This window comes from Bradyrhizobium sp. (genome assembly GCF_036009065.1).
In the GTDB taxonomy this organism is placed as follows: Bacteria; Pseudomonadota; Alphaproteobacteria; order Rhizobiales; family Xanthobacteraceae; genus Bradyrhizobium.
The window spans coordinates 1-13376 of record NZ_DASYMN010000345.1 but is presented as its reverse complement, the minus strand read 5'-3'; the positions used below and the strand labels follow the sequence as shown (position 1 = coordinate 13376).

At 64.5% G+C, this 13376-nt stretch carries 9 protein-coding genes; 1 reads left to right on the top strand and 8 read right to left on the bottom strand.

Annotated elements, in window-relative coordinates; genetic code table 11:
• On the top strand, nt 1-1199 hold a 1199-nt coding region (locus VGP39_RS21215; protein WP_327570057.1), incomplete at its 5' end, for a folylpolyglutamate synthase/dihydrofolate synthase family protein.
• Between the two features lie 127 nt (nt 1200-1326).
• Here the strand turns inward: VGP39_RS21215 and VGP39_RS21210 are convergent.
• The 8 genes from VGP39_RS21210 to VGP39_RS21175 all read right to left on the bottom strand — a co-directional run.
• A complete protein-coding gene (locus VGP39_RS21210) occupies nt 1327-2394 on the bottom strand; it encodes an ATP-dependent DNA ligase (protein ID WP_327570056.1) in 1068 nt (355 codons plus the stop codon).
• 102 nt (nt 2395-2496) lie between these two features.
• Nucleotides 2497-2817: a thioredoxin gene (gene trxA, locus VGP39_RS21205; RefSeq protein WP_327570055.1), complete on the bottom strand. Its 321-nt coding sequence runs from the start codon at nt 2815-2817 to the stop codon at nt 2497-2499.
• A gap of 86 nt (nt 2818-2903) precedes the next feature.
• A complete protein-coding gene (gene addA, locus VGP39_RS21200; protein WP_414644756.1) occupies nt 2904-6407 on the bottom strand; it encodes a double-strand break repair helicase AddA in 3504 nt (1167 codons plus the stop codon).
• On the bottom strand, nt 6404-9547 hold the full coding sequence (gene addB, locus VGP39_RS21195) for a double-strand break repair protein AddB (RefSeq protein ID WP_327570054.1): 3144 nt from the start codon (nt 9545-9547) through the stop codon (nt 6404-6406). The genes addA and addB overlap by 4 nt, the downstream gene beginning before the upstream one ends.
• Nucleotides 9548-9692: 145 nt before the next feature.
• Nucleotides 9693-10415 carry a nucleotidyltransferase family protein gene (locus tag VGP39_RS21190; RefSeq protein ID WP_327570053.1) on the bottom strand — a complete coding sequence of 241 codons (723 nt, stop codon included), beginning with the start codon at nt 10413-10415 and terminating at the stop codon, nt 9693-9695.
• 132 nt (nt 10416-10547) lie between these two features.
• Nucleotides 10548-10871: a PilZ domain-containing protein gene (locus tag VGP39_RS21185; RefSeq protein ID WP_327570052.1), complete on the bottom strand. Its 324-nt coding sequence runs from the start codon at nt 10869-10871 to the stop codon at nt 10548-10550.
• Nucleotides 10872-10961: 90 nt separating this feature from the next.
• The gene (tsaE, locus tag VGP39_RS21180) at nt 10962-12485 is read right to left on the bottom strand and encodes a tRNA (adenosine(37)-N6)-threonylcarbamoyltransferase complex ATPase subunit type 1 TsaE (protein ID WP_327570051.1); all 1524 of its coding nucleotides are present in this window, start codon (nt 12483-12485) and stop codon (nt 10962-10964) included.
• On the bottom strand, nt 12482-13376 hold an 895-nt coding region (locus VGP39_RS21175; protein WP_327570050.1), incomplete at its 5' end, for an ATP-binding protein. The genes VGP39_RS21175 and tsaE, both read right to left, overlap by 4 nt.

Sequence of the window (13376 nt, the reverse complement as noted above, 5' to 3'; positions counted from 1 at the left end):
CGCCGGTAATCCATGTCGCAGGCACCAACGGCAAGGGATCGACCATCGCCTATTTGCGCGCGATCCTCGAAGCTGCGGGCCAGCGCGTTCACGTCTATACATCGCCGTATCTGGTGCGGATCAACGAGAGTTATCGCCTGGGCCGGACCGGCGGCGGAATTTTGGCTGATGACGCCGAATTGCGCGCGGCGCTGGAACATTGCGAACGCGTCAATGACAGCGCACCCATCACCATCTTCGAGATCCAGACCGCCGCGGCGTTCTGCCTGTTCGCGCAACATCCCGCCGACGTGGTGCTGCTCGAAACCGGCCTCGGCGGACGGCTCGACGCCACCAATGTGATCGACGCGCCGCAGGCCACGGTCATCACGCCCATCGGCATGGATCACACCGAACTTCTCGGCGACACGCTGATCAAGATATCAGGTGAAAAAGCTGCCATCATCAAGCGCGGCGTGCCGGTGATAGCAGCAGAGCAGGCGCCCGATGCCGCCGCCGTGATCGAACGGCAGGCGAAGCGCATGCAGGCGCCGCTGCACGCCGCCGGGCAGGACTGGCATGTCAACGTCGAGCGCGGGCGGCTGGTCTATCAGGACGAGCGCGGCTTGATGGACCTGGCGGCGCCAAAACTGTTCGGGCGGCATCAGTTCGACAATGCCGGGCTTGCGATCGCGACGCTGCGCGCACTCGACGCATTCAAGATCAACAACGCGGCTTTCGAGACCGGTATCCTTCGCGCCGAGTGGCCTGCGCGGATGCAGCGGCTGGCGTCCGGCAGGCTGGTGGACCTGGCGCCGCCCGGCTGCGAATTGTGGCTCGATGGCGGGCACAATGCCGATGGCGGGCGCGTGGTGGCGGCGGCGCTGGGCGATCTCGAGGAGCGGGTGTCGCGGCCGTTGGTGGTGATCGCCGGCATGATGGCCAACAAGGACGCGACAAGCTTTCTCGCTAATTTCGCGGGCCTCACCCGGCATATCATCGCGGTGCAGATTCCGGATCGCGCAGGCGCAATGGCGCCGGACACGCTGGCCGATGCGGCGCGGCACTTAAGCATGCGGGTGGAAACGTCTTCCGGTGTCGACGCGGCGCTGCGTTCGCTGACCCGCCTCGCCTACGAGGTGCCGCCGCGCATTCTCATCACCGGCTCACTGTATCTCGCCGGCCACGTGCTGGCCGCCAACGGCACGCTGCCGAAGTAGCTCGTGCCCAAAATATTCCCTGCGTCGTACGCGGGCTTGACCCGCGTATCCATCCATCTTTGCAAGAATCCTTTCGAAGAGGATGGATTGCCGGGTCAAGCCCGGCAATGCCGGTGTTTGCAATACTTCACCCCAGCAGCTTCATCGGATTGACGGCTTTCTGCTTCAACTGATCCAGCGTGCATTGCCGTGGCGCCTTGTCCGGACGCCAGCGCTGGATGGTGGTGCCATGGCGGAATCGCTCGCCGCTGAAATGGTCATAGCATACCTCGATCACGAGCTTGGGTTTTAGCGGACACCATTGCGCAGAGCGTTCGGTGGACCAGCGGCTCGGGCCGCCCGGCGCGTTGCCGGTGAAGCCCGGTTCTGCGATCAGCGCTTCGAGGTTTGCCGTCAGCGCCGGCTTCTGCTCGCGCTTGATCGCGGAAGTGAAGCCGACGTGATGCAGCAGTCCCTTATCGTCGTAGAGACCGAGCAGCAGCGAGCCGACGACTTTCCTGCCGTCCAGCCTGTTGGTCGCGTAGCGAAATCCGCCAATGACGCAGTCGGCGCTGCGAAAATTCTTGATCTTCTGCATGCCGTCGCGATTGCCGGACTGGTATGGCAGGTCGAGCCGTTTGGCGATCACGCCATCGGAGCCGCCGCCGGCTCCGGCGAGCCATTTTTTTGCAGTGGCAAAACTTGTCGTTACCGGCGAGAGCCGAAAAGTGGTTTGCGACTTGAACTGAATTTTTGCGAAGGCTTCCAGAGCCGGTCGCCGTTTGCTGAGCGGTTGCGCTGAGAGCTTCTTGTCCCTTGCCGTCGCCAAGAGATCGAAGACCAGAAATAGCGCGGGTGTCTCCTGCGACAGTTTCTTGATGCGGCTCGTTGCGGGGTGAATCCGCTGCAGCAGGTGGTCGAACGAAAAGGTCTTGCCGTCCGGGACGACGATTTCGCCGTCCAGCGTGAACTGCGCTGCTTTCAGCCGCAGCGCCGCTTCGACCAGTTCCGGAAAATAACGTGTGAGATCCTCGCCGGACTTCGACCGCAGCGCCACGCTGTCGGCGTTGCGCGACAGCAGGCAGCGAAAACCATCCCACTTCGGCTCGTACTGCCATTCCGCGCCGCGTGGGATCGCATCGACGGAACGGGCTTCCATCGCGGCGAGGCCGGAGGTGGTCGCAGCGGGTTTTCGGCGGGAAGCGGTGCGGGGCATTCTCGTCAACGCAAACGGCCGGCATTTTGCCGGCCGTCAACGCAAATTATTTTCAAAGCTCCATCAGACTTTCACCTCTCCCCTGCGGGGAGAGGTAAAGGGTCAGACCGCGGCCGTGATCCACTGCTGCAGCTTCTGCTTCGGCGCGGCACCGACCTGTCGCGAGGCCATCTCGCCATCCTTGAAGATCATCAAAGTCGGGATCGACATCACGCCGTATTTCGACGCCGTCTTCGGGCTCTCATCGACGTTCAGCTTGACGATCTTGACCTTGTCGCCCATCGCCCCGGAGATTTCGTCCAGCGCCGGCGCGATCATGCGGCAGGGACCGCACCATTCGGCCCAGAAATCGACCACGACCGGGCCAGTCGCCTTGAGCACTTCGGTTTCGAAATCGGCGTCTGAAACCTTGCCAACGGCCATTGCAATACCTCGTTCACTGCGTTTGAAAGCGGCCAGGAATCGCCGCCGGAATCATGCGATCAACCTATGAACGGGGGGGTGCCGGGTCAAGCTCGGTCATCCCTTTGGATAATGCTTGCCAGTTGCGCGTCCAGCGCGGGGCCCGGAATCTCCATCATTTCAGGCGTTTCAGTCCACAGCAGCGCGGCACGGACCGGCCGCCGGGGATAAAGTTTGGCGAGAACCGCCCGGTACAGCGCGAGCTGGCGGACATAGGCCACAGGCGTCTCGGCAAGGCTGCGTGGCGGGGCGTGATTGGTCTTGTAGTCAACGATCAGGACTTCGGCGGGCGCCACCACCAGCCGGTCGATCTGGCCGGACACCAGCACCGGTGGCCGTTCCGGCCGATCCAGCCGCCCGACCAGGGAGACTTCGGCGCGGCTGCCGGGCGTGAACACCGATGCAAACCGGCTGTCGCCGATCAGCGCGAGGACTTGGGAGGCGAGCTGCGTGCGATCGTCTTCGCTCCAGCCCTCGGTATTGCGAGCGAGATACCTGGCGGCGGCTTCCTGCCGCAGCTCGCTTGGAATGTCCGGCAACGATTGCAGCAGTCGATGCGCGATCTTGCCGCGCTGCAGCGCGATCGCGCGCAACTGCGTTGACTCGCCGGTGCTGACAACATGGCTTGTCTCGTCCTTGGGGTCCGACGGCCGCACAAAGTTGGCGATGCGCGCTTCGCGCGGTCCAGGCGTACGCAACCACGCGGGTAACGGAATGACCGTGCCCGACGCTTGCGCCGGTACCGCGACCGCCGCAGGGCTTACGTCCTCGGCCCGCGAAAAACGCTTCACCACGCCGTCCGGCGGCGGCACGTTTTGCATGTGCAATCCGGAACTGCCGAGGCCCTTTTCGATCAAATCGTACCACGACAGCTCGCGCAGTTTCCGCATGTTGCCGGGCATGCAGCCGCCGATGATCAGACGATCGGCCGCGCGCGTCATCGCCACATAGAGCAGCCTGCGGTATTCGTCCTCGGTCTCGCCCAGCATCGCCGCCCGGGCGGCGGCGACCGGCGGCGGATCCTCCGCCTTCTTGCCGGCCCACACCACCACGCCAGGTGCATGCGGCGCGGCATTGCCCTGCGGCATCCGGACCAGTTTCAGGCGCGTGGTATCGGCGGGGGATGTCGTGGTGTCGACCAGAAACACCACCGGCGCTTCCAGCCCCTTGGCGCCATGCACGGTCATGACGCGGACCTCGTCGCGCGAGATTTCCATGTCCCGCTTCACTTCGGTGTCGGCGGCGCGCAGCCAGGCCATGAAACCTTGCAGCGAGGCCGGCGCCTTCCGTTCATAAGCCAGCGCCAGCTCGAGAAATTCGTCAAGCGCGTCGTTGGCTTCATGCCCGAGCCGCCTCAGGATCCGCGCGCGGCCGCCATCGCCGCCGAGCAGCCAGGCGTAGAACGCAAACGGCGTCTCCTGCATCGCAAGCGCCTCGCAGGCTTTCAGGCGGGCAAGCGCGGTCTCGAATTTGCCGTCCGCAGCGGCATGCTCCGACAACGCATGGCGCAATGACCTCTTGCGTTGCCACGCCAGCGTGAACAGATCGTCATCGGTCAAGCCGAACAGCGGGCTCTTCAGCGCCACCGCCAGCGCCAGGTCGTCCTGCGGCAACAGCAGCGCGTCGGCGAGATTCATCAGGTCGATGATCGCGATATGCTCGGTCAGCTTTAGCCGGTCGGCGCCGGCCACCGGAACGTTGGCGTGCTTCAGCGCCTGAATCACCGCATCGAACGCATTGCCGCGCCGCCGCACCAGCACCAGCACGTCGCCATAGCTTAAGCTGCGGCGATTGCCCGCGTTGCCGGTCATGGTGCCCGCGGCGATCAGCGCCTTGATCTCGGCCTGAATCCGCCGGGCCAGCCGGACTTCGGGACTGGTTTCCGACACCGCGTCGAACGGCGCGCGCCAGCCTTCGATGTCCTGGCGGGGATCGGGCAATTCCAGCTCCCACAGATCGATCAGGCTTGGACCTGCGTCCGGCAACGCCTCGTGCAGCGGATAGGCGTTTTCCGCATGGATGCTGCGATAGATCGTCTGGTCGCGAAAGACATGGTCGACCGATTGCAGGATCGCCGGTCCCGAGCGGAAGGAATGCTTGAACGCCAGCCGCTCGAACTGAAGACGCGCTTCCTTGAATTTTCGCTCCAGCTCCCGGCTTTGCAGGTCGAACTCGCGCGGTACGGCGCCCTGAAACGAAAAGATCGACTGCTTCTCGTCGCCCACCGCGAAGATGGTGCGCTTGACGCCGTCGCGCGCGCCCTCGCCCGTGGTGAATTCAGAAATGATGTGGGCGACGATGTCCCATTGCCTGGGGCTGGTATCCTGCGCCTCGTCTATCAGCACATGGTCGACGCCGCGGTCGAGCTTGAAGTGCACCCAGCTGGAGGAAACGCGGTCCAGCATCTGAAGCGTCTTGTCGATCAGGTCGTCATAGTCAAGCAGGCCGCGTTCCTGCTTTTCGCGGCGGTAATTCGCGGCGACCGCGGTCGCGATCACCAACAGCGATTGCGTGCGGTCGCGGACGGTCAAGGCGCGGCGCCGATCGATCAAGGGAAAGACGCGATTGGCCTCAGCGTCGAACAACCGGGCTATTGCCGGATTGCTGTCGCAGAACTTCTTGGTCACCACCGATTTGCGCGGCGTCAACGCCTCGGTCAGGAACACATTGAGATAGGCATCGACCTGTTCGCTGCTGGAAAAAGCCAGCGCCTCGCGAAGCCGGCTGGCCTGGTCCGAATCAGATTTGCTGCCGGTATCGAGAATGGCAGCGAGGTGCTCCCATCGCGCTCGCGGCAGATGCGGCCCTTCCACGATTTCGCGTTCGACGTCGTCAAGCCGCTCACTCGAATCGACGCCGAGCGCCGCGGACACCTGCGCCATCGCGGCGTTGGCGCTGCCAGCGCTGTCGGTCCATGCCAAAAAATGGTCGCGGCTAAGGCAAGCTTCGCGCACCACGTCCTTGAAGGTGACGTCGGCGGCGCTGGCCATGGCGATGTCGAGCGCGCGGCCGGCCGAGCTTTGCGGATCGCGGGAGGCATCGAGCAGCACCTTGAGATTGGCGCGCTCCATCATCTCGGCCTGGTCGCGCTCGTCGAGTACCGCAAAGCGCGCCGGCACGTTGGCCTCGAATGGAAACTGCTGCAGCAGCCGCGTGCACAGCGCGTGGATGGTCTGCACCTTGAGCCCGCCCGGCGTCTCCAGCGCGCATGCGAACAGTTCGCGCGCGCGCATCCTTAAGTTTGCGTCCGGCCGCGCGATACCGGCGTCACGGATCGCGGCATCGAGCGCCGTGTCGTCAAGCGCGACCCAGTGGCCGAGCGTGGTGAAAACCCGCTCCGCCATGTTGGCCGCCGCCGCCTTGGTGAAGGTGATGCAGAGAATTTTCTCCGGCGGCACGCCGTCGAGCAGGAGGCGGATCACGCGCTGCACCAGCACATGGGTCTTGCCCGACCCGGCGTTGGCGGAGACGAAGGCCGACGAGGCGGGATCGGACGCGCGCGCCTGGGTGGCGCGGACCGCAGCGGGGATGTCGGCGCGCAGCGAACTCATTCGATATCCTCGCCAAGGCCGCCGGCCGCCGACCATTCCTTGATCCGCGCCAGATCGTCGTACGCCCCATAGCGGTTGGTCCACATCGACAGATTGAGGGAGGTGTAAGCCTGCTCCTCATTCTCGAAGGCGCGAATCAAGGCTTCGAGCTTGCGCCTCGCCTCGTCGGCCGCGTCGTCGGGAAACTGCGGCGCATCGCCCTTGTTGACCTTCAATTCCAGCACGATCGATTTGCCCGGCGGATTGTTGCCGCTGAGCCGGACATACAGCAATTCGCTGACCGAAGCGCCCGCGTCAATGCCTTCAAAGCCGCCCTCGCGCAGGATCGCGGCTTCCAGCGTGAGCTGCGGCGACAACCCCATGCGTACCTGCTTGCCGGTCGGCGGCGCGCCGGTCTTGTAATCGAGAATGGCGTAGGTGCGGTCGGTGCGATGCTCGATGCGGTCGGCCCGGGCTGTGAGCGTGAATGAGCGATCGTTATCGAGCCCAATCGAAATCTTGCCCTCGACCTCGGCGTCGATGGTTTTGACATTGAGCCGCCGCTCGGCTTCCCAACCGGCAAACCACGCTGCGATACGCTGGAAACGCGGCCACCACAGCGCCCGCGCCTCGGGCCGGTCCATCAGCGGCGCGAAATGTTTTTCGCCGATCCGCCGCAACACGCCCGCCGGGTCATCCGGCAATATCGTTTTGTAAGTTTCTGTGAAATCGCCGAGCGCATCGTGGATCGCCGAGCCGCGGTCGGCCGCCGACAGCGGCATGTCGACGGGATCGAGCGGCTCCAGCTTCAAAATGTGTTTTGCGTAGATCGTGTAGGGATCGCGCAGCCAGTCCTCGATCGCTGTAACAGACAGCCTTCGAGGGCGCGCGATGCGCGGCGGCTTCGGCGTTGGCTGCGGGATCGGCTCAACCTTTTCCGGCCGATCAAGCTCGTTTGCGAAGTGGATATATTTTTCGCCCATTGCCTTTGCGGCATCCCAGCGCGTCTCGCCGGCCACCGCCTCCAGCCGGTGCAAAAAGCGCGACGCCACCGACGGCGCGCCGCCGACCTTCGCGGCATGGCTGAGGATCACGTCATCGGCGCCGAGCAGCTGCGCAAAATCATGCGCGGAGAGGCCGATGCGCCGTTCCGGCAGATCGAGTCCAAGCTGGTGCCGCATCGGGCGGCTCAGCCAGGGATCGTTGCGCGGCGCCGGCGGCCAGACGCCTTCGACCAGACCGCCCAGAATGACGCGGTCGCTCTGCGTCAGCCGCGCTTCCAACTGACCATAGATGCGCAAATGCGCTCCGGGTGCTTCCGGCCGTCGCACGATGCGGTCGGCGAATGCGGTCTGGAAAACCTCTGGATAATCGCCGAGTCGAACCATCAGTCCGCTGCGCTCCGGCTCGCCGGGCAGATCGTCGAACGCGGCCGTGAGTGCCAGGCCCTGATGGCCCTCGAAAGCGACGGCGATGCCGTTCTCATCGCACGACAGCGCCACCAAGACCCGGCGATGGCGTTCGGCAAGCTCGGAAAGATCGTGCGGTCGTGAGGGATCGATGCTTTCGAGCGGGGCGAGCGCGGCCTGTAGCTGCGCGATGAGCGCCTCGGCTTGGTCGAGGTCACCCGCTGCGAGCCTGGTTCGTGGTTCGGCGCGATGCAGCGTCGATGCTTCGCCGCGGTCGAGTTTGGCGAGCTCGTCTCGAAATCGAATGAATTCTTTCGCCAGTCCGCCGCTTCCGGCCGCCGGACGCGTCCCGCGCAATAGCACCAGTTCAAGTGTTTCGATCGCGCTCCTGGACGCGTGATGCGCGCGGCCCAGCCGCAGCAGCGGATGCTTCAGCAGCGCCAGCAGCGTCGGCGGCTCCAGCAGATTCGACGCAGTTTCCGCCGCCAGCCGTGCGAAAATTCCCGCAGGCGTATCCGTCAACGCGTCGCCGCCGGAATCGTTGAAGGCGAGGTTCCATCGGCCGAGCGCCGCCTCCACCCGCCGCGCCAGCGCGCGGTCCGGCGTCACCAGCGCGGCTGATCTGTCAAGTTCTCGCGCCTCGCGCATGGCGACTGCGATCGCCAGTGCTTCCATCTCGGGATTGGCGGCTTCGATCACCGCGAGATTTTGCATGCCGGCTGCAATCTTCTCCGCAACCGCCGGCTGTTCCAGCCGCCGATGCCATTGCGCCGTGGCATTGGATGGCCGCATCGCCTCGGACATCAGCAGCTCGCGTCCATGCGGCGCGGCTGTGCCAAGCGGTTCGACATCGCTGCGCTTGAGGCCGAATCTGTCCAGCAGCGCGTGCATCGCAAATTGCGGATGATTCGATGCGGCCGCGGAAACCTTGCCGTGCGCGTCCGTGGCGCCGCCGATCAATTGCCACGCCTCGTCATCGAGGTCGGTGTCCAGCCCCGGCAGCACCACGGCGCCTTGCGGCAGTCCGGCGATCACTTTGAGAAATCTTGCCGTCGCCGGCATCGAGCCGGTCGAGCCCGCCGCGATCACCGGGCCGTCGTGATGCTGGATAAGCCGCGCGCCTTCGGCCTCGATCAACCTGTCGCGCCGGGCCGCCGGTTCGATCTTTTTGGTGGCTTCGAGATAAGCTGGCCAAGCTTGGCTCGCGATTTTCAGGAAGTCGAGCGTGAGTTGCCAATATTGATCCAGATGGTCGGGGACAAGACCATCGAACGCTTTCCAATCGACGCCACGCGTCACCATGTCGTCCATCAGCTGCGCGAGATCGCCCGCCAATGCAAGCGTCGATGCCGGACCACCGATTACCAGCGGCGACGCGGTCGGGCTTTTCGCCCATTTCTCTACAAGCCTCGCCAGCGTGAGGCGACGTTCAAGCTCCTCCAGTTTGGGCGGAATGTCCAACGGAGCCGAGCCGCCGAATTGCTCGGCTGCTTCCGCGAATTCCAGTTCGTTCTCATCGATATCGCCGAGCGCGACGATGCGCGGCAGCAGCACGGCGTCGGTACCGAGCACGTCGAGAAAAATTTCCCGCGCCATGCGTCCGGCGCGCCGGGTCGGCAGATAGAGCGTCGCCTGCGCCAGCCGTTCCGGATTTGCCCGCGCGGTGAAGCCGTCGACCAGCCGGCCGTCGACCAGCGCTGCGATGACCGTGCGCAAAAACGGGGCTGATGCTGGAACATTGAAAACGCGCATGGATGTCCTGATTCGCGATCAGGATGCATCATGGCATGGGGGATTTTCCTCGTCATGCGCGGGCTTGACCCGCGCATCCATCAAATTTTGATAGAATTTTGCGAAGGGGATGGATTGCCGGGTCAAGCCCGGCAATGACGAAAAATCACGCCACGCTGGCGAGAAAGGCGTCTTCCGCGGCGGCGATGGCGTCGGGGGTTCCGACATGCATCCAGACGCCGTCCAGCCGCAGGCCGTACAGCCGCTCCTGCTCACCCGCGCGGTCGAACATTTTGGTCAGCGAAAATTCGCCGGTCGGTGCGCCTTCGAAAATCGCGGGCGACATGATCGCGACGCCAGCATAGACGAACGGCACCACCTGATGTTCCCTGCGTTTTCGCAAGGTGCCGTCGGCCGCCATCGCGTAATCGCCGCGGCCGTGATAGCCGATGCTGCTGGTGGTCGGCGCCATCAGCAGCAGGATGTCCATGCGCGCGGGATCGAAGGTTTCCGCCAGCCGCGCCAGATTGGATCGCACGCCATCGATCCACATCGTATCGGCGTTGACATGGAAGAACGGCGCGTTGCCGAGCAAGGGCAACGCCTTGACCACGCCGCCGCCGGTTCCCAGCACGGCATCGCGCTCGTCGGAGATGGTCACATGCGGCTGCGCGCGCGAGGCCACATGATCGATGATCTGGTCGGGCAGATAATGCACATTGACGACGGCTTCGCGCACGCCGGCCTCCGCCAGCCTGTCGAGCACATGGTCCAGCAAAGGCCGGCCCGCGACCGGCACCAGCGGTTTCGGCATCCGGTCGGTCAGGGGGCGCATGCGGACGCCGAGGCCGGCGGCGAGGACCATGGCTTTGGCGGGCTTGACCGGCATGTTCAGGAGATTCTCAGGGCGCGTCGGGTTCAACATCTTGTCGCAGCCGATCCTATCATGGTGATTCGAGCGATGCACCGCTCACGCATAGGTGCCGCGAATGACGGATGTACGACACGCGGCAGGGCAGGTTCAGACGTCCGCCGTTGCCGAGGTGGGGCGGCGCGCGACCCTCTTCTTCTTGTCGGCGGGCTTGAGGAAATTGACGCCGATCTGGTTGCCATTGACCCAGGCCAGTTCGCAACGGCGATAGGCGAGGCCGGTGGAGGACAGCAGCAGGAAGAATTCCTTCAGGTTTAGTCCCTCGGCCGAGCCTTCGACGATCAGCTTGGCGCCGGTTTCGGAAATGTCTTCCATGGTGCAGTCGCGGCGCCAGGTGCCGTCGATGCCCATCATATGCGCGCCGATCCCGCGCTCAAAGGTAATGCGCTCGCCCTTGCGGCGTTCTGTAGTCATGATCGCGATCCTCTCACCGATGGCCGCGCCCGCAGCCCAAGGTAGAACTTTGCGCGCAGATTAAGGCCAGGTTGGTTAACAGGCTGTAAATCAGGGAACTGGAACCGGCACATGGGCGGCATACCAGGCGCGGATGCCTGACAGCGCCGGATGGTCCAGCGAACGGTTGAGGTAGGTCCAGATCCGCGGCTGATGCTTGAGGTATTGCGGCTTGCCGTCGCGCCGGTTGAGTCGCGCGAAGGTGCCGAGCAGCCGCGTATTCCGCTGCGCCGACATGATTGCGTAGAGTTCCGTAAACGCCGCCGGGTCGAACGTATCGTCCGAGGCGAGCCGCGCCTTGATGTACCGCGTCAGCATCGCAAGTTCGAGCGTCTCGGGCACGTCGATCCGCGCATCCTGCAGCAGCGATACCAGATCGTAGGCCGCCGGGCCCAGCACCGCGTCCTGAAAGTCGATGATGCCGACTTTGGCGAACTCGGCGCGCGCATCGAGCCAGATCAGATTGGGCGAATGAAAATCCCGGATCACCCAGGTTTTCCACGCAATTTCGGCTTTAACCAGCAACTCGCGCCACAACGCCATGAACTCGCGGCGCAGCTCGGCCGTGGGCGCGGCGTCGCGATCCGGCAAATACCATTCCGGCATCAAGCCCAGTTCGACCAGCATCGCGTCGGTGTCGAAGGCCGGGATGGTGTAGGTGATCTGCGGCGCCAGCGGCAGTGTTTCGGGCAAGGCCAAACCATGCAGTGCCGCCAGCATGTCGGTCGCGGCCTGATAGCGTTCTGGAATCGGCGTGGGGGGATCGCCCTCGACAAAGCCGGTGCTGCCAAAATCCTCGGTTATGAGGAAGCCCACATCGAGGTCGGCATGATGGATGGCCGGCGCGGAGAAGCCGCGCTCGCGCAGGCCGTTGGCAACGGCGACGAACGGTTTTACATCCTCGGCCAAATGCACCGCCGCGCTATATGGCTTGCCGTCGTAGATCGCCGGCCCGTCCGGCCGCTTCGGCGAGTTCATCAGGATGACGAAGTCGTCGTTGCGCGCAAGCCGCGCGTAAGATCGGGTAGACGCATCACCCGGCATGCGCTGGCGTTTTGCTTCCGTATACCCGGCATCATCCAGAAACGCGCGCAACGCTTCGAGCCGTTCGACCTGGGCGGCCGCCTTGCCATGGCCGGTGATGACGGCGGCGCGGGCGGTCGAGCCCAGCGCCGGACGATGGCTCAGCGCGATGTCGATTCGGTCGGCGGGAAGTGCGCCCGGCGCGCGCTCCGGCCATTCGATCAACGCCACGGTACTTTCAGGCAACGGCGACAGGCCGATTTCTTCCAACTCGCTGGCGTCGTTGACGCGGTAGAGATCCGCATGCACCAGCGGAAATGGCGGCAGATCGTAACCCTGTACCAGTGTAAAGGTAGGGCTCGGCACTTCCAGCGTCTCGTCGCCGGCAAGATAGCGGATCATCGCGCGGGCCGCCGCGGTCTTGCCCGCGCCGAGGTCGCCCGACAGCGTGATGACATCGCCGGGGCTGATCAGCAGCGCGAGGTCGGCCATCAGATGCGCGGTCGCCATCTCGCTTGCGAGCGCCGTCGAGAATGTCGAAGACCCGGTCATTCCGCGGCGTTGCGATGCGCCTGGTCGACCGGAAATTCGCAGCTCACGGTCGTGCCCTTGCCGACGATCGAATCGACCCGCACCTTGCCGCCATGCAGCTCGACGAACGAGCGCACCAGCGACAGGCCGAGGCCCGCGCCGCGATGCCGCGAGCCGTTGGAATGGCTCTCGAACCAGTCGAACACCTTGTCCTTGACGTCAGGCGGAATGCCCGGGCCGGAATCGGTCACGGCAAAGACCACGCTTTGCTCGGTGCGCCTGGCGCTCAACGCGATCACGGCATCCTGTGGGGAAAATCCGACGGCATTGGCGAGCAGATTGTACAGCACCTGCACCACGCGGCGTTCGTCGCCGACGAAGGCGCCGATGGTGGGATCGGCATCGACCTTGAGCTCGATGCGGTCGCGGGCAAGACGGTCCTGGATGCCTTCCGCCGCCGCGGCGATGGTCTTGCGGATGTCGACCGCGCCGAGTTCGAGCGTCATGGCGCCGGCATCGATGGTGGCAAGATCGAGGATATTGTTGATGATGGCGAGCAGGGCGCTGGTCGACGTCGTGATGTAGCCGAGATACTCGGCCTGCTTCGGCATCAAGGGGCCGGTGGCGGGATCGGTCAGCAGGTCGGCGAAGCCGATGATGTTGGTCAGCGGCGAGCGCAATTCGTAGGACACGTGGTGGACGAAATCGACCTTCATCTGGTCGGCGGTCTCCAGCGCCTCGTTGCGCTCGCGCAGCGCGCGCTCGACGTTTTCGGTATCGGTGATGTCCTGGAACGTCAGCATGGTGGCGCCGTCCGGCAGCGGCATGGTCATGCAGTCGAGCACGCTGCCGTCCTTGCGCTCCAGCTTGAGCGGCACCGCGATCCGGTTCTCGATGCCGGTGATGGCCTCG